This is a genomic window from Streptomyces sp. NPDC007808 (assembly GCF_042868655.1).
Classification (GTDB): domain Bacteria; phylum Actinomycetota; class Actinomycetes; order Streptomycetales; family Streptomycetaceae; genus Streptomyces.
Genome location: NZ_JBIAEQ010000002.1, coordinates 393,547 through 413,446 on the forward strand (window position 1 = coordinate 393,547; position 19,900 = coordinate 413,446).

The following is a 19,900-nucleotide window of genomic DNA, read 5'->3' on the forward strand; positions in this document are numbered from 1 at the left end:
CTCCCAGAATAGAACTTCCGTCCGGGAATAAAACCCTTGAATGGGATTTTTTACCCTATTCCTCCGGCGGGAACACCGGCTCCCCGCTCCCCAGCAGCGTGATCACGATCGCCTCCACCGGGCAGCTCTCCGCCGCCGCCAGGATCCTCTCGTTCGCGTCGGTCTCCGGGTCGGCCGGGTGGGACTGACGGCCGGTGTCGAGGCGGAAGTCGCCGGGGGCGTGGTGGACGCACTGGGCCGAGCCGATGCACACCGACCGGTCGACCTCGACATGCCAGCGGTCGCCCATCGGCTACCCCTCCCAGCCCGCCGGGAGGTGGATCATCTTGTGCTCCAGGTACTCGCCGTACCCCTCGGGGCCGAACTCCCGCCCGAGTCCGGAGTTCTTGTAACCGCCGAACGGACCCAGCATGTCCAGACTGAAGGTGTTCACCGAGTACGTGCCGGTACGGACGCGGCGAGCGATCTCGACGCCGTGCGCGGTGTCGGCGGTCCAGACACTGCCGCTGAGGCCGTACTCGGAGTCGTTCGCGATCTTCACGGCCTCGGCCTCGTCCCCGTAGGGCAGCAGGCAGATGACCGGGCCGAAGATCTCCTCGCGGGCGATCCGCATGGAGTTGTCGACGTCCCCGAAGAGCGTCGGCTCCACGTACCAGCCCCGGTCCAGCCCCGGCGGACGCCCGCCACCGGTCAGGATCTTGGCGCCCTCCTCCTGGCCGATGCGGATGTAGTCGAGGTTCCTGCGCTGCTGCCGTTCCGCCACCAGCGGCCCCACCTGGGTCGCCGGGTCCAGCGGGTCGCCGACCACCAGCGCGCCGGCCGCCGCGGCGAAGGCCTCGGCGAACTCGTCGTAGCGGGAGCGCGGGAGCAGGATCCGGGTCTGGGCCACACAGGCCTGGCCGTTGTTCATCCAGGCCGCCGGGACGACCCCGGCGACGGTCGCCTCGACGTCCGCGTCCGGCAGGACCACGGCCGCCGACTTGCCGCCCAACTCCAAGGTCACCCGGGTGAGGTTGCGGGCGGCGACCTCCATGACCCGCTTGCCGGCCGCGACCGAGCCGGTGAAGGAGACCTTGTCGATCCCGGGGTGCCCGACCAGGTACTCGCTCACCTCGCGGTCCGCCGGGAGGATGGACAGCACGCCCTCCGGCAGCCCCGCCTCCCTGGTGATCTCGGCGAGGAGGTACGCGTCGAGCGGCGACTCCGGCGACGGCTTGAGCACCACCGTGCAGCCGGTGAGCAGCGCGGGCGCGAGCTTGGCCGCGGCGACGAACTGCGGGACGTTCCAGGGCGCCACGGCGGCCGCCACCCCGACCGGCTCGCGCCGCACGAGGATCTTGCCCAGCACGCCGTCCCGCCGCTCCTCGTACGGGAAGTCACGGGCGACCGTGATCGCCGCGTCCCACACCATCATCGCGCCGAGCGCCTGGGCGAGGACGCTCCAGGAGTACGGGGAGCCGTTCTCGGAGGAGACCACACGGGCGATCTCCTCGTGCCGTACGGCGATCGCGTCCTTGATGCGGGTGACGACCGCGATCCGCTCGTCGAGGCTCATCCGCGGCCAGGGCCCCTCGTCGAACGCCCTGCGCGCCACCGCCACGGCCCGGTCGACGTCGGCCGGCGAGGCGTGCGGCACGCGCCCGATGACCTCTTCGGTGTGCGGCGAGATCACCTCGATGACGTCCGTGCCCAGGGGGTCGGTCAACTCCCCGCCGATGAACAGCTGTCCGTGTTCCACGAGCTCGGTCATGGCCGACGCCTCCTGCGGAGCCTGGAGCGGGTTACGTGAGTCCCAAAGGTTTCTGACGTTGTTTCAGGAACTGATACCAGTTCTAGTTATAGTGAGCAATGGCCGTGCGGGCGGCGGCCCGCAGGGGACCGTGGCAGGTGGAGCGAAGCCAGGACGGGGGAAACCCATGGCGCGGGTGTACGACCACGGGGGCGGGGTTCGGTCCGTCCAGGTACCCATCCCTGACAACCCGCTCGGGCACACCCTGGTGTACGTCGTCGACACCGACCGCGGCCCGGTGCTCGTCGACACCGGCTGGGACGACCCGGCCTCCTGGGACACGCTCGCGGAAGGACTCGCGGCCTGCGGCACGGCGCCCGCCGAGATCCACGGTGTCGTCATCACCCATCACCACCCCGACCACCACGGCCTGTCCGGCAAGGTCCGCGAGGCCTCCGGTGCCTGGATCGCCATGCACGCGGCGGACGCGGCGATCGTCCGGCGCACCCGCGCGACCCGCCCGGAGCGCTGGTTCTCCTACATGGCGGACAAGCTCACCGCGGCGGGCGCACCCGAGGCCCATGTGGCGCCGCTGCGCACCGCCCGCCGTCCCGGGAACCTGCCGGGCTTCTCCCCCGCGGACCCCGACCGCGAGATCGTGCCCGGCGAGCTCCTCGACCTGCCCGGCCGCCGCCTGCGCGCGATCTGGACCCCGGGCCACACCCCCGGCCACGTCTGCCTGCACCTGGAGGAAGAACACCCGGACCGGCTCGCCGGGCACGGCCGCCTGTTCTCCGGCGACCACCTCCTGCCCGGCATCACCCCGCACATCGGCCTGTACGAGGACCCGGACGACACCACCGTCACGGACCCCCTCGGCGACTACCTCGACTCCCTCGAACGCATCGGCCGGCTCGCCCCCGCCGAAGTCCTGCCAGCCCACCAGCACGCGTTCACCGACGCGCCCGCCCGCGTACGGGAGTTGCTGACCCACCACGAGGCCCGGCTCACCGGCCTGCGCGCTCTCCTGCGCGAACCCCTCACCCCCTGGCAGCTCGCCGAGCGCATGGAGTGGAACCGGCCCTGGGAGCAGATCCCGTACGGCTCACGGAACATCGCGATCGCGGAGGCGGAGGCGCACGTACGGCGGCTGGTGAAGCTGGGGAGGGCGGAGGCGGTGGCGGGGAGTGATCCGGTGACGTACGTGGCGTGGTGAAGCAGCAGCATGGACGCCATGGGCCCCCGGGCGGCCTCGGCGCGTCCGTCGGCGTGGCCCTCCCGGTCGCGGCGCAGCACCCACGCCTCGTCGATCTCGTACACGTCGCACGCGCGCCCCGAGGCCGGCAGCCGTCCGGTCCTCCCCGTGATCCCCATGCGCCCGAACCTGTCCGCGCCCCGGCCTCCCCTCAGCGGTTTCCCTACGGGCCGGTAGAGTGGCCGCGTCGTCATCACACCCGTACGGGGGGAAGCCGGTGCAAATCCGGCGCTGACCCGCAACCGTGAACCGGTCGGAGAAGGCCGGTGAGCCGGATCGCCCCGTACGGATTCGTGACCGGCTCACGTGCACCGGCAGCCGGCCGGAGCACGGCACCGTCGAGGTATACGGAGCCGAGCCGCCCGGGGTCTCCCTGTGCTGCCCGGCCCCTTCAGGGAAGGGCATTCGCCGATCATGCACGTCCGCCGCACCGCCGCGGTCCTGGCCGCCGTCACCGTGATCGGCACGGTCACGCCCGCCTTCGCCGCCGACCCGTCCGCGTCGCCGTCCGTGGCGCTCCCGGCCGGCCTGTACGGCACGTCCGACCCGACGTACGACGGGGTGTGGCGGCAGTCCCTCGCGCTGCTCGCCCAGGACACGGTGGGTGTGAAGCCGGCCGACGAGGCCGTGGACTGGCTGACCGGACAGCAGTGCGCCGACGGGTCGTTCGCCCCCTACCGTGCCGACGTCTCGAAGGACTGCGGGGCCAAGACCCCCGTCGACACCAACAACACGGCCGCCGCCGTCCAGGCCCTCGCCGCGCTCGGCGGGCACGACAGCGCGGCCGGCAAGGCGGTGGCCTGGCTGAAGTCCGTGCAGAACGAGGACGGCGGCTGGGGGTACGTGCCGGGCGGCGCGAGCGACGCCAACTCGACCTCCGTGGTGATCGGCGCGCTCGCGGCCGTCGGCGAGAAGCCCGGCGAGGTGCGCAAGGACGGCAGGTCCCCGTACGACGCCCTGCTGGAGCTGTCCTTGCCGTGCGGCGACGAGGACGCCGGGGCGCTCGCGTTCCAGCCCGGCAAGAAGGGGGCGCTGGCGGCCAACGCCGACGCGACCGCCGCGGGTGTGCTGGGCCTGCTCGGCAAGGGCCTCGTGACGACGCCCGGCAAGGCGGCCGAGGACGCCCCGAAGTGCCTCGGCGGCAAGAGCCCGACCCCCGCCGACGCGGCCCTCAACGGCACCGCCTACCTCGGCCGCGCCCTGAGCGGGACCGGGTACCTGAAGTCCGTGATGCCCGGTGCGAAGGACCAGCCCGACTACGGCAACACGGCCGACGCGGTCGTCGCGCTCGCCGCGCGATCCGGCGCCGACGCGGCCCGCGAGCCGCTGCGCTGGCTGGAGCGGAACTCCGCGAAGTGGGCCGGGCAGAGCGGCCCCGCCGCCTACGCCCAGCTGATCTTCGCCGCCCACGCGACCGGCACCGACCCTCGGGACTTCGGCGGCGCGGACCTCATCCGGCAGCTCAACGCGACGGGCCCGGCGCCGCGGTCCGCGCCGGACGCGTCGGCGTCGGCGAAGGCCGCGGAGCGGGAGGAGGACGACAACGGCGGCGTCAGCTGGTGGTGGATCGTCGGCGTCGGCCTGGTCGCGGGCATCGGTGTCGGCTTCCTGATCAGCGGCCGCAACAAGGGCAAGTGACCGTGGTCCGCCGCGCTCTGACCCTCCTGCTCGCCGCGCTCGCCGTCCTGGCGGGCGTGACCCTGCCCGCCCAGGCGGCCGGTTACCGCTACTGGTCCTTCTGGGACCGGGACGGCAACACCTGGACCTACGCCACCCAGGGCCCCGCCACCGCCCGCCCGTCCGACGGTGACGTCCAGGGCCTCAGGTTCGCGGTGAGCGAGGACTCCGGGGACGCGGCGCGGCCTCGGGGCGCCGCCGTGTTCGAGGTGATCTGCGCGCGGACACCGGCGCGCGAGGGCATGAAGCGGGTCGCCCTGGTCATCGACTTCGGGACCCCGCGGGACGCCCCGTCGGGCGAGACACCCCCGGCCCGCCGCACGGCCTGCGCACGGCTGGCCCCGGACGCGACGACGGCCGAGGCCCTGGCCGAGGTGGCCGAGCCGCTGCGCTACGACACCAACGCCCTGCTGTGCGCGATCGCGGGCTACCCGCGCAAGGGCTGCGGCGAGCAGGTCTCGGGGACGGCCGACCGGCCGACGCCCGCGCTGCAGCCGGCCGCCGAGGGGGAGGCCGGCTCGGACGGCGGCCCGTCGGTGGGCCTGGTGGCGGGGATCGCCGCGGTGGCCGTACTGGGAGCGGCAGCGATCTGGCAGGCACGACGGCGGCGACCGTGACGGCCGGGGCACGGCTGCACCCCGGCGCCTGGTGGCTGTGGGCTCTGGCTCTCGGGACCGCGGCCACCCGCACCACCAACCCGCTCCTGCTCACCCTCCTGATAGCGACGTCCGCCTATGTCGTGGCGACCTGCCGCCCCGACGCCCCCTGGGCCCGCTCCTACGGCGGCTTCGTCAAGCTCGCCCTCGCCGTGCTCTTCATCCGTCTCTTCTTCGCCGTGGCCCTCGGCTCCCCCGTCCCCGGCACCCATGTGATCGTCGCCCTGCCCGAACTTCCCCTGCCCGACTGGGCCCAGGGGATCCGCCTGGGCGGGAAGGTCACCGCCGAGACCCTCCTGTTCGCCCTCTACGACGGGCTGCGGCTGGCCGCCCTGCTCATCTGCGTGGGCGCGGCGAACGCGCTCGCCGACCCGGCCCGCCTCCTGAAGTCCCTCCCCGGTGCCCTCTACGAGATGGGTGTCGCGGTGGTCGTGGCGCTCACGTACGCCCCGAACCTCATCGCCGACGTCCAGCGCCTGCGTGCCGCCCGGCGTCTGCGCGGACGCCCCGACCGGGGTGTCCGCGGCCTGCTGCACGTCGGACTGCCGGTCCTGGAGGGCGCGCTTGAGCGCTCGGTCGCCCTCGCCGCCGCGATGGACGCCCGCGGCTACGGCCGCGGCGCCGACGTACCGGCCCGCGTCCGCCGTACGACCACCGCGCTGACCCTCGGCGGCCTGCTGGGCGTGTGCGCCGGAACGTACGGGCTGCTGACCGCCGAGGGCGGGACGTACGGCCTGCCGGTGCTGCTGGTCGGGCTCGGCGCCGCACTCGCGGGGCTTCGTCTCGGCGGTCGCCGTACCCTGCGCACCCGTTACCGCCCGGACCGCTGGGACGTCCGCGCCCGGCTGGTCGCCGGGTCCGGTGTGGCCGTCGCCGCCCTGCTGACCCTCGCCGCCGCCCGCGACCCGGCCGCCCTGAACCCCGGTGTGGTGCCCCTCGTCGCCCCCACCCTCCCGCTGTGGCCCGCGGCGGCCGTCCTCCTCGGCCTGCTCCCCGCTTTCGTCAGCCCCGCACCCCGCAGCCCCGATCCCAGTCGCGATCCCAGTCCCGTCCGCAAGGAGCCGTCGTGATCCGTTTCGAGAACGTCTCCGTGACCTACGACGGTGCCACCGGCCCCATCGTGCAGGACCTGGACTTCGAGGTTCCGGAAGGTGAACTGGTGCTGCTCGTCGGTCCGTCGGGGGTCGGCAAGTCCACCGTCCTCAACGCGGTGAGCGGCCTCGTGCCGCACTTCACCGGCGGCACCCTGCGCGGCCGGGTCACGGTGGCGGGCCGGGACACCCGCACCCACAAGCCGCGCGAACTGGCCGACCTGGTGGGCACGGTGGGGCAGGACCCGCTGTCCCACTTCGTGACCGACACCGTCGAGGACGAACTGGCCTACGGCATGGAGTCGCTGGGCCTCGCCGCGGACGTCATGCGTCGCCGTGTCGAGGAGACCCTGGACCTGCTGGGCCTGGCCGACCTGCGCGCCCGCTCCATCGCCACCCTCTCCGGTGGCCAGCAGCAACGTGTCGCGATCGGCTCGGTCCTCACCCCGCACCCCGGCGTCCTGGTCCTCGACGAGCCGACCTCGGCCCTGGACCCGGCCGCCGCCGAGGAGGTCCTCGCCGTTCTGCAGCGGCTGGTCCACGACCTCGGCACGACGGTCCTGATGGCCGAGCACCGCCTGGAGCGGGTCGTGCAGTACGCCGACCGGGTCGTCCTCCTCCCCTCCCCCGGCGCACCCCCGGTCCTCGGCACACCGGCGGAGGTGATGGCCGTTTCCCCGGTGTCCCCGCCGGTCGTGGACCTCGGCCGGCTGGCGGGCTGGTCGCCCCTGCCCCTGACGGTCCGGGACGCCCGGCGACGGGCGGCAACCCTGCGGGAACGTCTCGGTGAGCGCGCCGACGGCGCCCTCCGGGGGGATGGGGAAACGCGCGAGGGGCACGGGGAAACGCGCGAGGGGCACGGCGAAACGCGCGACCAACCACCCGCGCCCCACACCCGCCCCCACTCCGAAGCCCCCGACCGCTCGGGCCCATCCGCTCCCCGCCGCTGGTTCCGGCGCGGCCGCACCCCCGCCCCCTCGGCCCCGTGCACGGCGCAGGTACGGGCCCTGTCCGTCACGCGCGGCCAGGTCCGGGCCCTGCGCCAGGTGGACCTGACCGTCACCCCCGGTGAGACCGTCGCTCTGATGGGCCGCAACGGCGCCGGGAAGTCCACCCTGCTCAACACCCTGGTCGGCCTCGTGCAACCCTCCGCCGGCCAGGTGGACGTCGGCGGATCCGCCCCGCACCGCACACCGCCCCGCGACCTCGTGCGCCGCGTCGGCCTCGTCCCGCAGGAACCCCGTGACCTGCTGTACGCCGACACGGTCGCCGCCGAGTGCACGACCGCCGACGCCGATGCGGGAGCCGAGCCCGGCACCTGCCGGGCCCTCGTCCGCGAGCTCCTTCCGGGCATCCCCGACGACACCCACCCTCGCGACCTCTCCGAGGGCCAGCGGCTCACCCTCGCCCTGGCCGTCGTCCTGACGGCCCGTCCTCCCCTGCTGCTCCTCGACGAACCGACCCGCGGCCTCGACTACGCGGCGAAGGCCCGCCTCGTCGCGCTGCTGCGCGACCTCGCCGCCCGAGGGCACGCCATCGTCCTGGCCACCCATGACGTGGAGCTGGCCGCCGAGCTGGCGCACCGGGTGGTCCTGCTCGCCGAGGGAGAGGTGATCGCCGACGGCCCGACGGCCGAGGTGGTCGTCTCCTCCCCGTCGTTCGCCCCGCAGGTCACCAAGATCCTGGCCCCGCAGCGGTGGCTCACGGTCACGCAGGTGCGGGAGGCCCTGGCATGACCGGCACCCGACGGCAGGCCCGTCCGATCCGCCTCGGCCCGCGGTCCGTCGCCGCGCTCGTCCTGGTCAGCTCGGTCGGGGTCGCCGCGCTCGGCTGGCCCTTCCTCGCCCCGCCCGCCTCGCAGGTCGCCGCCCACGCCAGGGACGCCCCCTGGCTGTTCACGGGCCTGCTGCTCCTCCTGGTCGCCGTCGTCGCGGCGACCATCTCCGAGTCCGGACTGGGCCCGAAGGCCGTGTCGATGCTGGGCGTGCTGGCGGCGACCGGTGCCGCCCTGCGCCCCCTCGGCGCGGGCACGGCCGGTGTCGAGCCGATGTTCTTCCTGATGGTGCTCAGCGGCAGGGTCCTCGGCCCCGGTTTCGGCTTCGTCCTCGGCGCGGTGACGATGTTCGCGTCCGCCCTGCTCACGGGCGGGGTGGGGCCGTGGATGCCGTTCCAGATGCTGTCGATGGGCTGGTTCACGATGGGCGCGGGGCTGCTGCCGGGCCCGGACCGCCTCCGCGGCCGCGCCGAGCTGCTCCTGCTGGCCGGCTACGGCTTTCTCGCCGCCTTCGCCTACGGCACGGTGATGAACATGCAGGGCTGGCCGTTCCTCATCGCGGACGGTTCGCCCATCTCCCCGGACCCGCAGGCCGGCCCGTCGGCCAACCTCGCCCGTTTCGTCGCGTACTGTCTGGCCACCTCGCTCGGCTGGGACCTGGGCAGGGCGATCGTGACGGTGCTCCTCACCTTCGTCCTCGGTCCGGCGATCCTGAAGGCGCTGCGCCGGGCCACGCGTCGGGCGGCCTTCGAGAGCCCGGTCACATTCGACGCTCCCGCTCGGTGAAGGGCCGGGTGCGGGTCGTCACGGGCACGGTGAACCACCCCACATGACCCAGGTCACCTACGATCCTCTTTAGTCGGACAAATCGGATGCCATGTACGCGGCAAAATGCCCGTCCACCTGCGCATTGAGAGCCGCATCACACAAAGGACCTTGGTTCGACGTACGGCCACAACTAGCAAAAGGGCTCATTGCGGACACCTTCCCGGCCTGCTTGTCTGGACGACGTCGCACGGCGCCGACGTGCCCTCAGGGCCGCGGCGCCGACGCATGTCCCCCGCCTCGCCCCGCGTGGCTTCGACATGCCCGCGGTGCCCCGTCCCCGAAGAAAGGCTCCCCGTGTCCGTCGTCTCCACCTTCCGCCGCATCTCCGCCCCGAAGAAGGCCATCGCCGGTGCCGCCCTGGCCGCCGCCACCGCCGGCACGCTGTTCGCCGCCGCTCCCGCGCAGGCCGCGACGACCGGAGCCGGCTCGGCGCAGAAGATCGCGCAGAAGATGATCTCGGACTCGGCCCAGTACCAGTGCTTCTCGAAGATCGTCGACCACGAGAGCGACTGGAACGTGAACGCCACCAACTCCTCCTCCGGCGCCTACGGCCTCGTCCAGGCCCTGCCCGGCAACAAGATGGCCTCCGCCGGCTCCGACTGGAAGACCAACCCGGCCACCCAGATCGAGTGGGGTCTGGACTACATGAAGGACCGCTACGGCAGCCCGTGCGGCGCCTGGAACTTCTGGCAGTCGAACGGCTGGTACTGAGCCGACCCTGCCGACCGGAACTGAAGGCGGCGGCCCCTCGATCCCCGGGGCCGCCGCCTTCGCATGTGCCCGTCGGGGCACGTCAGCCGGTGCTGACCCGGAGCTCCTTCACGCCGTTGATCCACGCCGAGCGCAGTCGGCGGGGGTCACCGGCGGGCTTCAGGTCCGGCATCGCGTCGGCCACCGCGTTGAAGATCAGGTCGATCTCCAGGACCGCCAAGGACTTGCCGAGGCAGTAGTGGGGACCGCCTCCGCCGAAGCCCAGATGAGGGTTGGGGTCGCGCATGATGTCGAACCCGTCCGGGTTCTCGAAGACCTCGCTGTCGTGGTTGGCCGAGGCGTAGAAGAGGCCCACCCGGTCGCCCTTCCTGATGTGCCGGCCGCCCAGCTCCGTGTCCTGCGTCGCCGTGCGCTGGAAGGAGACCACCGGGGTCGCCCAGCGGACGATCTCCTCCGCCGCCGTCGCGGGCCGCTCCCTCTTGTACAGCTCCCACTGCTCGGGGTGGGTGAGGAAGGCGTGCATGCCGTGGGTGATGGCGTTGCGGGTGGTCTCGTTGCCCGCCACCGCCAGCATCAGCACGAAGAACCCGAACTCGTCCGAGCGGAGGCTTCCCTCGTCCTCCGCCGCCACCAGTGTCGTGACGATGTCCTTCGCGGGGCACTCCTTGCGGTCGGCGGCCATGTTCATCGCGTACGCGATCAGCTCGGTGGCCGACTCCTGCCCGACCTCCTCGGTGATGGCGTACTCCGGGTCGTCGTACGCGATCATCTTGTTGGACCAGTCGAAGATCTTGGCCCGGTCGTCCTGCGGGATGCCGATGAGCTCGGCGATGGCCTGGAGGGGCAGTTCGCAGGCGACCTCGGTGACGAAGTCGAAGGGGCCGCGGCGGTCCCGGGCGTTCGCGGCGATGGTCAGCGCCCGCGTCCGCAGGCGCTCCTCCAGCGCGCGGATGGCACGCGGGGTGAAGACGCGCTGGACGATCTGGCGGACCCGGGTGTGCTCGGGCGGGTCCATGTTCAGCAGGATCAGCCGCTGGGCGTCGATGGCATCGCGCTCGATGTGCTCGTTGAAGCGGATGATCGCGGTGTTGAGGGTGGACGAGAACAACTCCGGGTGCGTCGAGACGTACTTGACGTCCGCGTGCCGGGTCACGGCCCAGTAACCCTCGTCCTGGAACCCGGCCACGTTGCCCGCCTGCGGGATCCAGCAGACCGGTTCGGCCCGGCGCAGCTCGGCGAACTCCGGCAGGGGTACGCGGTGGTGCAGCACATCGGGATCGGTGAAGTCGAACCCGTCGGGAAGCGCTGGACAGGGCATGGGCAGCTCCTGACGGTCCATCAGCACAGTGGGTCGTCGTGACGGTAGTAACGGGTTCTACAACTGGCAAGAGCCGTGAGCGCCCCAATTGCCCGCACGCCCCTTGCCGTGGCTGAACCTCCGTCAGCACACTGCAAGACAGAACTAGAACGCGTACTAGTTCCGCAGAGCCCTCGGAGAGGATCCGCACCCATGGCTGCCGAACCCGTGATCGTCGAAGCTGTGCGCACCCCCATCGGCAAGCGCGGCGGCGCGCTCGCCAACCTGCACCCCGCCTATCTCCTGGGCGAGACCTACCGCGAACTCCTGGGCCGTACGGGCATCCCCGCCGACTGCGTCGAGCAGATCGTCGGCGGCACGGTGACCCACGCCGGCGAGCAGTCCATGAACCCCGCGCGCACGGCCTGGCTGACCATGGGGCTGCCGTACGAAACGGCGGCGACGACGGTCGACTGCCAGTGCGGATCCTCGCAGCAGGCGTCGCACATGACGGCCAACATGATCGCGGCGGGCGTCATCGACGTGGGGATCAGCTGCGGTGTCGAGGCGATGTCCCGGGTGCCGCTGGGGTCGGGGTCCAAGCACGGGCCCGGCAAGCCCTTCCCCGACGAGTGGAACGTCGACCTGCCCAACCAGTTCGAGGCGGCGGAGCGCATCGCCCGCCACCGGGGCCTGACGCGGGAGGACGTCGACTCGCTGGGACTGCTCTCCCAGGAACGGGCCGCCGCCGCCTGGGCGGAGGAGCGCTTCAAGCGGGAGACGTTCGCCGTCCAGGTCCCGACGACCGAGGACGAGCAGCGCGCCGGGCAGGGCATGTGGCGGCTCGTCGACAGGGACGAGGGCCTGCGCGACACGTCCATGGAGGCGCTGGCCGGGCTTAAGCCCGTCATGCCGGCGGCCGTCCACACGGCGGGCAACTCCTCGCAGATCAGCGACGGCGCGGCGACGATCATGTGGGCGTCGAAACGGATGGCGCGCGCCCTGAAACTGCGCCCCCGGGCCCGGATCGTGGCCCAGGCGCTGGTGGGCGCCGACCCGCACTTCCATCTCGACGGCCCCATCGACGCGACGAAGGCCGTGCTGGGCAAGGCGGGGATGTCCCTGAAGGACATCGACCTGGTCGAGATCAACGAGGCGTTCGCCTCCGTCGTGCTGAGCTGGGCCCAGGTCTTCGAGCAGGACCTGGAGAAGGTCAACGTCAACGGCGGCGCGATCGCGCTCGGCCACCCCGTGGGCGCCACCGGGGCCCGGCTGATCACCACGGCGCTTCACGAACTGGAGCGCACGGACAAGGAGTTCGCGCTGATCACGATGTGCGCGGGGGGCGGGCTGGCCACCGGGACGATCATCCAGCGGCTGTGACCGGCGCTGGGCGACCAGGACGGCACACGCGGCGGGGCCGGTCGTGAGGACCGGCCCCGCCGGGGCCCGGGAGCCGGCGACGGCCGACCCTCTTCGTGCCCCGAGTCAACGTCCCGACCGCATTCCACGTCTTCGATCACGTGGCCCCAGCCGAACTCACCAGCACCCGCACGAGCCCGGACGTCCCACAGCCGGCGCCTCCTGCCCGAAAGTGGTCCCCGCACACCCTGTGGACCCGGCATCGGATCCCGCTGCTGGCCACGCTCCCCGCTCTCCCGCTCTACGCGGTCTGGGCCCTGTTCCTCGGCACGGGCGGCGGCGACCTGGCCGCGCAGGAGGCCTGGGCCGGGTTCGCGGAGCGGCACGGGGACTCGGCGTACAACCTCTTCTGGTACGGCGGCACGCACACCGCCAACTACAGCCTGATATCCCCGTACTTGATGGCCGCCCTCGGCGTCCGCACCGTCACCGTCGTGTCCGGCGTCGCCGCCACCTGGCTCGCGGCCGTGCTCCTCGCCCGCGTCGAGGGCCTGCGCAAGCCCCTCGGACCGGCCCTGCTCGCGTCCTTCGCCCTGTGGTGCAACGTGGCCTCCGGCCGCACCACGTTCGCGCTCGGCGTCGCCTTCGGACTCGCCGCCTGCCTGCTGCTCACCCGTGAGCGGCGGATCGTCCTCGCCGCCGCCTACGCCGCCCTGGCGACCATGGCCAGCCCCGTGGCGGGACTGTTCGTGGTGGTCGTGGGCGCCGCCCACCTCCTGACCCGCGACCACGCCCGCGCCCTCGCCCTGCTCGTGCCGCCCGCGCTCACCGTGGGGGTGACCACGCTGCTCTTCCCCTTCAAGGGCGAGCAGTTGATGTCCATGGACCGCATCTGGCCGCCCTTCTTCCTCGGCCTCGCCGTCACCGCCTTCGCTCCCCGCACCTGGCGCGTCGCCCGCTGGAGCGGCGTCGTCTACGCGGTCGGGACCGTCCTGACGTATCTGATCGCCTCCCCCATCGGCACGAACGTCGAGCGTTTCGCCGAACTGTTCGGGCCCGCCGCCCTCCTCGCCGTGTTGCTGGTCCGCCCCGATCTGGCGGGGTGGCGCCGCAAGCTGCTCGTCCTCGCCCTCGTGTTCTCCGTCGGCTGGGTCGGCAAGAAGACCGCCGACGACCTCTACGTCTCCACCGTCGTGCCCGGCTGGGCCGCCGAGACCGAGGGGGTGGTCCGCGCCCTCGACCGCCTGGGAGCCGACCGCACCCGCGTCGAGGTGGTCCCGGCCCGCAACCACCGCGAGGCCAGCGGGCTCGCCCCGCACGTCAACATGGCCCGCGGCTGGAACCGCCAACTCGACATGGAGCGCGCCCGGTTGTTCTACGACGGCTCGTTCTCGGCCACCACCTACCGGGCGTGGCTGGACCGCTGGGCCGTCGGCTTCGTCGTGCTGCCCCTGGGCAGGCCCGACGGGTACGCCAAGGTCGAGGCGCGGCTCATACGTGAGGACCGGCCGGACTGGCTGGAGCCGGTGTGGCAGGACGAGCACTGGCGGGTGTACCGGGTGCGGGACGCGGTCCCGCTCGTGACCGAACCCGCCCGTGTCGTGTCGACGTCCAGCGCCGACGTCGTCGTACGGATGTCGCGGGCCGGCAGCGCGACCGTGCGGGTGGCCTACTCACCCTGGCTGCGCGCCGACGGCGGCGGCTGTCTCGCCCGGCAGGGCGAGTTCACCCGGCTCACCGTCACCGCCCCCGGCGCGTACCGGATCAGCTCGGAGTACGGTCCCTCACCGGAGCCGGGCGGTCGCTGCTGACCTGTTCCGAGCGCGCCGCCCCTGCCCCGGCGCGCGGGCCCTGGAACAGGTAGGTCACCGCGAAGCCGGCGCCGACGACCAGCGCGCCGCCGACCGCGTCCAACACCCAGTGGTTGGCGGTGACGACGATCGCGGTGACCGTCAGGAGCGGGTGCAGCAGCCCCAGGGCCTTCATCCACCACCGGGGGGCGAGGATCAGGATCACCAGGCCGCACCACAGGGACCAGCCGAAGTGCAGGGACGGCATCGCCGCGTACTGGTTGGTGAGCTCGGTGAGGGTGCCGTAGTCGGGCCGGGAGAAGTCCTGCGGGCCGTGGACCGTGTCGATGAAGCCGAGGCCGGGCATCAGGCGGGGCGGGGCGAGCGGGTAGAGCCAGAACCCGACCAGGGCGAAGACGGTGGCGAAACCGATGGCGGTGCGGGCCCAGCGGTAGTCGACGGGACGTCGCCAGTACAGGACGCCGAGGACGGCGAGCGGTACGCCGAAGTGGAACGACTCGTAGTAGAAGTCGAAGAAGTCACGCAGCCAGTCGACCTTCACGATGGCGTGGTTGGCCCAGTACTCGATGTCGATGCTCAGGGCACGCTCGATCGAGTGGATCTCCTCGCCGTGCTCCTCGGCGGTGGCCCGCCCGGCCGAGTGGGAGCCGCCGGCCGCGGCGAGGCGGATCTGGGCGTAGGCGTAGTAGGTGACCCGGATCAGCAGCAGCTCGAAGAACAGGTTCGGGCGGCTGACCACCCGGCGCAGGAACGGCACCAACGGGATGTGCCGGAAGCGGGAGGGGACCTTGTCCGCGTACCGCGTGGGGATCGGTGTCTGCCAGTACGGGGAGGTGCGCGACAGGAACGGGACGACGGCGGCCGTGGCGAGCGCGGCCAGCAGGATCAGGTCGGCGCGCAGGGGGTGCAGGAGCACCTTGTCCGGCACCATCGTCTTCGCGGGCAGCGTCATCACCAGGACGACGGCGACCGGCCACACGTACCGGTCGCCGGCCCGCCTGCCGACCTGGCCGACGACCGCGAGCAGCACCCACAGCAGCTGGTGCTGCCAGGCCGTCGGGGAGACCACTATGGCGGCGCAGCCGGTGATCGCCACGGCGAGCAGGAGCTGTCCGTCGCGGGCGTAGCGCACGGCGCGGCGCACCGCGAGGACGGCGACGGCGGCGCCCAGGGCCAGGAAGAGGGCGATCTCCAGGGGGCCGGTGAGCCCCAGCCGGAGCAGGGCGCCGTGCAGCGACTGGTTGCCGAGGTCGTCGGCGCGTCCGCCGAGGCCGACGCCGGCCAGGTGGTGGACCCAGTAGGTGTACGAGTCGTGCGGCATCGCCACCGCCGCGACCGCGGTGCTCGCGGCGAACGTGACCCCCGTGGACAGCGCGCCCCGGCGGCGGCCGGTGAACCACAGCAGCGGGGTGAACAGCAGCAGGGTCGGCTGGAGCGCGGCCGCGAGGCCGATGAGCACGCCGCTGGCCCGCTCGCCGCGGACGGCGAAGCAGCCGAGCAGCACGAGCAGGACCGGGATGATGCTGGTCTGGCCGAGGTAGAGGGTGTTGCGCACCGGCAGCGACAGCATGAGCAGGCTGACGGCGACGGGCGCGGCGAGCAGGGAGGCCCGTCTGCTCACCGGCTGGGGCAGGGCGCGGGCGGCGACCAGGCCGAGGGCGACGACGAGCAGCAGGGTCCCGAAGGTCCAGCCCAGGCCGAGGGTCTGCTCGGCGGCGCGGGTCAGGGGTTTGAGGACGAGTCCGCCGAACGGTGTGCCGGTGAACCGGGTGGAGTCGTAGAGCGAACCCTCCACGTGCAGGACGCCGTCGGGGCCGACCCACGTCTCCAGGTCGGTCAGGCGCTCGCCGCGCGGTGTGGCGAGGACGACGGCCACCTGCCGGGCCGCGAGCAGCGCGACGACCAGCCACAGAGCGAGCCGCGTCGCGCGCAGACGCGCCTGGACCGTGCCGACGGCCGTCGCTCCCAGTGCCTCCGCCGGTCGTCCACCGTGCTCCGCCTTCGCCACGCCTTGTCGGCCTCCCGCCCCGTTCGTCCCGGTCCCACGAGTAAGGAATCTTCACGAAGCCTATGCGGCTCCCGCCACCATCGGGAGAGACGCAGGCAACCTCCGCTTCACCTGTCGTCCACTCCTCCTCGGCCGGACGACCACGACGGGCGGGCGCGGCGTCGGCGCAGCGCCCTGCGCCGATCGGCTGAATCGACCATCCTGGAATCCCCGCCGGGGCACCGGAATCCCCTGACAGGGAACGGGGCACGCGACTATATTCATTAGCACATCTAGTTAGGGATTCTAACTAGCTATACGAAAGGTAAGGCGATGAGCGAGTCGCAGCTCTGGGACGACGTCGACGAGTACTTCTCCGCCCACCTCTCACCGGACGACGACGCACTCCAGGCCACCCTGCGGGACAGCGAGGCGGCCGGGCTCCCGTCGATCGCCGTCAGCCGCCCCCAGGGCAAGCTCCTGCAGCTTCTCGCCGAGATCCAGGGCGCGAGGACCATCCTGGAGATCGGCACCCTCGGCGGCTACAGCACCATCTGGCTGGCCCGCGCCCTGCCCGCCGACGGCCGGCTGATCTCGCTGGAGTACAGCCCGAAGCACGCCGAGGTCGCCGCCCGCAACATCGCGCGGGCGGGCCTGGACAAGGTCGTCGAGGTGCGGGTGGGCGCGGCCCTGGACCTGCTGCCCAAGCTGGCCGACGAGAACCCCGCCCCCTTCGACCTGGTCTTCATCGACGCCGACAAGGCCAACAACCCGCACTACGTCGACTGGGCCCTCAGGCTCACGAGCACCGGCAGCCTGATCATCGTGGACAACGTGGTGCGCGGTGGCCGGGTCGTCGACGCCGGCAGCGACGCGCCGGACGTCCGGGGCACCCGAGCCGCCATCGAACTGATCGGCAGCCACCCGAGGTTGAGCGGCACGGCGATCCAGACGGTGGGCGGCAAGGGCTACGACGGCTTCGCGCTGGCCCGCGTGCTGTGACCCGGGGCGATCAGGCCTCGTGGTAGAAGCCGACGTTGACGCTGCGGGGTGCGGTGCGGTCCTGGATGACGATCTCGCCGCTGCCGCCCCTCGGCAGCGGCACCGTCCCGCCGTACGCGATCGGCTGGGCGTACTGCCCCACCGTCAGCCGCACCTCGGAGGACGGGTCGGGCTGCGAGCCGCGCAGCCAGGACACCTGCCAGCCGCCGTCCGGACCGCACAGGAACTCCAGGTGGACCCGGGAGACGAACAGCCAGTCGTCCGGCGTCACCAGCCGGCACACCGACTTGTCGCGGCCCACCCGCAGCAGGGCACCCGGCTCGCTGGGCGCGTCGGCCATGAGCATGCCGGCCGTGGCACCCTCGTCCGCCGCGGATACGGCGGCCATGGTGAGTTCGAGCACGTGCGCTCCTTCTGAAACGTCCTTGTACGACGGTCGTCTTGGCCGCCGACGCCGCATGATAAATCGCCCGGCACCACCGCGTCCGGCACAATGAACTCATGACCGAGCGAAAGCCCCCCGGCGTCCCGTTCGAGTCCTGGGTGGACAAGCAGATCCACGACGCGCAGGAGCGCGGCGACTTCGACCGGCTGCCCGGCGCCGGGCGGCCCCTGCCGACCGACCTGGAATCCCCGTACGACGAACTGTGGTGGGTCAAGCGCAAGATGGCCCGCGAGGGCCTGTCGGTCCTGCCCCCGGCCCTGGCCCTGCGCAAGGAGGCGGAGGACGCGCTGACGGCGGCCTACGCGGCCCCGTCGGAGCGGATGGTCCGGAAGATCATCTCGGATGTGAACGTCAAGATCCGCGACATGCTGCTGAAGCCGCCGCCCGGCCCTCCCCTGGGCCGCAAGCCGTACGACGTCGACGAGGTCGTACGCGAGTGGCGGGAGCGCCGGACGGCGGCGAAAGGTCCGCGAGCGGACAGCTCAGCCGTGTAGCAGCCGTTCTGCCAGTTCACGGTAGTCGCGCAGGGCGAGACGCAGCTGCTCGGTGTCGGTGGACGACTCGGGCCCGCCCTCGGCCCGGTCCGCGGACTGCCAGGCCCCGCGCAGGGTCCGGCGGCGCTGCGTCACCGCCTCGGTGAAGCGGGCGGTCAGCTCCTCCAGGACGCGGTCGGCCTCCTCGACGGCGGCCCGGGGGCCGTCGACGAATCCGGCGACCGCGTGCTGCAGCTGCAGCTCGAACTTGTCGGACTCGTCGTGCGGGAAGAGCGGGGTGGCCTTCGCGGTGACACCACCCGGCGTCGTGCCACGTACCCGCGTGCCCTCGTCCCGCTCCGCACCCGTGGTGCTGGGCGCGACCGCAGGCGTACTCCTCATCGGATCACGCTCCGCGCCCTTGCCGGTCATCGCATCCGCCATGTCACTCAGCTCCCCTTGGCGTGACGGGTGAACGTCCACGGCCGGTGGCCGTTGCTGCGAGCGTGCGTCCGCTCGCCGGTGTCCCGGCGGGAATGGTGGGACGCCCCGCGGTCCACCGGGCCCGTCAGGTCCTCGAACAGGGCCCGGGCCTCGACCATGGCCTCGCGCATCTCCTCCGTGCTCTGCCCCGCGCCGTCACGTCCGTCGCCGACGCGGGTGTGGGCGACGCGGTGCACCCGCCGGTAGCCCTGCACATGGTGGGCGTGGTGCACGGACAGCGCGGCGAGCTGCTCCTCGTACTGCGCGCCGTCCGGGAAACCCCGCGCCTGCGCCAGCTCGGCGAGCAGCCGGTCCGCCTCCCCGACGGCTTCCCTCGGCGAGTCGACGAAGTGCTCCTGGGCCGCCGTCCAGCGGGCCTCGAAGCGCTCCAGCTCGGCCGGCTCCAGCGGACGCTCCCGCAGCCTGCCGTGCCGCTCCACCAGCTGGGCGAGTTCCCGCTCGGCGGCCTTGGTGTCGCCGTCGTGCCGGGCCACGGCCCGCTCGTATTCGGGCCCGAAGCGCCGCTTCAGACCTCCGCCGCCCTGCGCACCGCGAGCGCGCAGGGCCAGGGCGGCCACGCCGAGAACGACGACGACCGCCGCGATCACGATCAAAACGATCACACCTGTGGACATATGGGCCGGGTTGCCGCGAAGGCGCCTCTCAAACAGCCGACCGACGAGGCCACCGATATCCGCTTGCGCGCCCGGTGGCCCGCGCTCCGAGAATGTCGCCCATGACCTGGACCATCACCCCGGAACTCCCCAACTCCCCCGCCGCCACCGCACTCTGGCGGGCGTACTACACGGAGGTCAGCGACCGCTACTACCTCCTGCACGAGGGCCGCCGCACCGACCCGGCCGAACTGGAGCGCGAGATAGCCGCACAGTCCTGGGACGAACTCCGTCCACCCAAGGGCGCGTTGCTGGTGGCCCGATACTCCGGCGAACCGGCCGGCACGGCCGGCGTCCACCTGCTCGACCCGGGAACCGCCGAACTGAAGCGGGTGTTCGTCCACGAGGCGATGCGCGGCAAGGGCGGCGGCCCCCACCTCGTACACGCCGCCGAGGACACGGCCCGTGCGCTCGGCGCCACCCGCATGGTCCTGGACACCCGCCACGACCTGGTGGAAGCCCGCACCCTGTACACCCGCCTCGGCTACGAGGAAACACCCCCGCACAACAACGACCTCTACGCCGACCACTGGTTCAGCAAGCCCCTGCACTGACGCCAACCCCCCATCGCCGAGGGCCCACCGCGCACCCCCACCGCCCCGCGGCCGCCGACGGCGGTAAGGGGCCGTGCCGGGGGGTGCCCGC

The 19,900-nt window shown here is 72.6% G+C and carries 19 protein-coding genes and 1 riboswitch; of the genes, 12 read left to right on the forward strand and 7 right to left on the reverse strand.

Going from position 1 to position 19,900, the window contains the following annotated elements:
* Window positions 1-55 precede the first annotated feature (55 nt).
* On the reverse strand, window positions 56-289 hold the full coding sequence (locus ACFYNL_RS08040; RefSeq protein ID WP_388798445.1) for a ferredoxin: 234 nt from the start codon (window positions 287-289) through the stop codon (window positions 56-58).
* Window positions 290-292: 3 nt separating this feature from the next.
* A complete protein-coding gene (locus ACFYNL_RS08045; RefSeq protein ID WP_388798448.1) occupies window positions 293-1,750 on the reverse strand; it encodes an aldehyde dehydrogenase in 1,458 nt (485 codons plus the stop codon).
* Window positions 1,751-1,916: 166 nt separating this feature from the next.
* Between ACFYNL_RS08045 and ACFYNL_RS08050 the strand changes: the two genes are divergently transcribed.
* The 7 genes from ACFYNL_RS08050 to ACFYNL_RS08080 all read left to right on the forward strand — a co-directional run bounded on the left by ACFYNL_RS08050 (window position 1,917) and on the right by ACFYNL_RS08080 (window position 9,721).
* Window positions 1,917-2,945: an MBL fold metallo-hydrolase gene (locus tag ACFYNL_RS08050; RefSeq protein WP_388798451.1), complete on the forward strand. Its 1,029-nt coding sequence runs from the start codon at window positions 1,917-1,919 to the stop codon at window positions 2,943-2,945.
* A 188-nt stretch (window positions 2,946-3,133) separates the two neighbouring features.
* Window positions 3,134-3,285: riboswitch (cobalamin riboswitch) on the forward strand.
* 113 nt (window positions 3,286-3,398) lie between these two features.
* The gene (locus ACFYNL_RS08055) at window positions 3,399-4,622 is read left to right on the forward strand and encodes a prenyltransferase/squalene oxidase repeat-containing protein (RefSeq protein ID WP_388798454.1); all 1,224 of its coding nucleotides are present in this window, start codon (window positions 3,399-3,401) and stop codon (window positions 4,620-4,622) included.
* Between the two features lie 2 nt (window positions 4,623-4,624).
* Window positions 4,625-5,278, forward strand: a complete 654-nt coding sequence (locus tag ACFYNL_RS08060; protein WP_388800520.1) for an SCO2322 family protein — start codon at window positions 4,625-4,627, stop codon at window positions 5,276-5,278.
* Window positions 5,275-6,387, forward strand: coding sequence for an energy-coupling factor transporter transmembrane component T (locus tag ACFYNL_RS08065; RefSeq protein ID WP_388798457.1), 1,113 nt, complete (start codon window positions 5,275-5,277; stop codon window positions 6,385-6,387). The genes ACFYNL_RS08060 and ACFYNL_RS08065 overlap by 4 nt, the downstream gene beginning before the upstream one ends.
* The gene (locus tag ACFYNL_RS08070) at window positions 6,384-8,144 is read left to right on the forward strand and encodes an ABC transporter ATP-binding protein (RefSeq protein WP_388798460.1); all 1,761 of its coding nucleotides are present in this window, start codon (window positions 6,384-6,386) and stop codon (window positions 8,142-8,144) included. The genes ACFYNL_RS08065 and ACFYNL_RS08070 overlap by 4 nt, the downstream gene beginning before the upstream one ends.
* Window positions 8,141-8,968: an ECF transporter S component gene (locus ACFYNL_RS08075; RefSeq protein WP_388798463.1), complete on the forward strand. Its 828-nt coding sequence runs from the start codon at window positions 8,141-8,143 to the stop codon at window positions 8,966-8,968. The genes ACFYNL_RS08070 and ACFYNL_RS08075 overlap by 4 nt, the downstream gene beginning before the upstream one ends.
* A 336-nt stretch (window positions 8,969-9,304) precedes the next feature.
* A complete protein-coding gene (locus ACFYNL_RS08080) occupies window positions 9,305-9,721 on the forward strand; it encodes a transglycosylase SLT domain-containing protein (protein ID WP_388798466.1) in 417 nt (138 codons plus the stop codon).
* An 82-nt stretch (window positions 9,722-9,803) separates the two neighbouring features.
* On the opposite strand, the gene ACFYNL_RS08085 is transcribed toward ACFYNL_RS08080, so the two are convergent.
* The gene (locus ACFYNL_RS08085; protein ID WP_388798472.1) at window positions 9,804-11,039 is read right to left on the reverse strand and encodes a cytochrome P450; all 1,236 of its coding nucleotides are present in this window, start codon (window positions 11,037-11,039) and stop codon (window positions 9,804-9,806) included.
* A gap of 192 nt (window positions 11,040-11,231) precedes the next feature.
* Here ACFYNL_RS08085 and ACFYNL_RS08090 point away from each other — a divergent pair, with 192 nt between their 5' ends.
* Both ACFYNL_RS08090 and ACFYNL_RS08095 read left to right on the forward strand, forming a co-directional pair.
* Window positions 11,232-12,401 carry a steroid 3-ketoacyl-CoA thiolase gene (locus ACFYNL_RS08090; RefSeq protein ID WP_388798475.1) on the forward strand — a complete coding sequence of 390 codons (1,170 nt, stop codon included), beginning with the start codon at window positions 11,232-11,234 and terminating at the stop codon, window positions 12,399-12,401.
* A gap of 140 nt (window positions 12,402-12,541) precedes the next feature.
* Complete coding sequence (locus ACFYNL_RS08095) at window positions 12,542-14,191, forward strand: hypothetical protein (protein ID WP_388800523.1); 1,650 nt, start codon at window positions 12,542-12,544, stop codon at window positions 14,189-14,191.
* On the opposite strand, the gene ACFYNL_RS08100 is transcribed toward ACFYNL_RS08095, so the two are convergent.
* Complete coding sequence (locus tag ACFYNL_RS08100) at window positions 14,145-16,199, reverse strand: bifunctional glycosyltransferase 87/phosphatase PAP2 family protein (RefSeq protein ID WP_388798478.1); 2,055 nt, start codon at window positions 16,197-16,199, stop codon at window positions 14,145-14,147. The genes ACFYNL_RS08095 and ACFYNL_RS08100 overlap by 47 nt on opposite strands.
* Before the next feature lie 312 nt (window positions 16,200-16,511).
* Between ACFYNL_RS08100 and ACFYNL_RS08105 the strand changes: the two genes are divergently transcribed.
* Window positions 16,512-17,180, forward strand: a complete 669-nt coding sequence (locus ACFYNL_RS08105) for an O-methyltransferase (RefSeq protein ID WP_388798481.1) — start codon at window positions 16,512-16,514, stop codon at window positions 17,178-17,180.
* 10 nt (window positions 17,181-17,190) lie between these two features.
* Here the strand turns inward: ACFYNL_RS08105 and ACFYNL_RS08110 are convergent, their stop codons facing one another.
* Window positions 17,191-17,583 carry a hypothetical protein gene (locus ACFYNL_RS08110; protein WP_388798484.1) on the reverse strand — a complete coding sequence of 131 codons (393 nt, stop codon included), beginning with the start codon at window positions 17,581-17,583 and terminating at the stop codon, window positions 17,191-17,193.
* Window positions 17,584-17,681: 98 nt separating this feature from the next.
* Between ACFYNL_RS08110 and ACFYNL_RS08115 the strand changes: the two genes are divergently transcribed.
* The gene (locus ACFYNL_RS08115; RefSeq protein ID WP_388798486.1) at window positions 17,682-18,119 is read left to right on the forward strand and encodes a DUF1992 domain-containing protein; all 438 of its coding nucleotides are present in this window, start codon (window positions 17,682-17,684) and stop codon (window positions 18,117-18,119) included.
* Here ACFYNL_RS08115 and ACFYNL_RS08120 read toward each other — a convergent pair.
* Both ACFYNL_RS08120 and ACFYNL_RS08125 read right to left on the reverse strand, forming a co-directional pair.
* A complete protein-coding gene (locus tag ACFYNL_RS08120) occupies window positions 18,108-18,542 on the reverse strand; it encodes a hypothetical protein (RefSeq protein WP_388798489.1) in 435 nt (144 codons plus the stop codon). The two genes, ACFYNL_RS08115 and ACFYNL_RS08120, sit on opposite strands and share 12 nt — an antisense overlap.
* 5 nt (window positions 18,543-18,547) lie before the next feature.
* Window positions 18,548-19,216, reverse strand: coding sequence for a hypothetical protein (locus ACFYNL_RS08125; protein ID WP_388798492.1), 669 nt, complete (start codon window positions 19,214-19,216; stop codon window positions 18,548-18,550).
* Window positions 19,217-19,317: 101 nt separating this feature from the next.
* Between ACFYNL_RS08125 and ACFYNL_RS08130 the strand changes: the two genes are divergently transcribed.
* Window positions 19,318-19,809, forward strand: coding sequence for a GNAT family N-acetyltransferase (locus ACFYNL_RS08130; RefSeq protein ID WP_388798494.1), 492 nt, complete (start codon window positions 19,318-19,320; stop codon window positions 19,807-19,809).
* Window positions 19,810-19,900 lie beyond the last annotated feature (91 nt).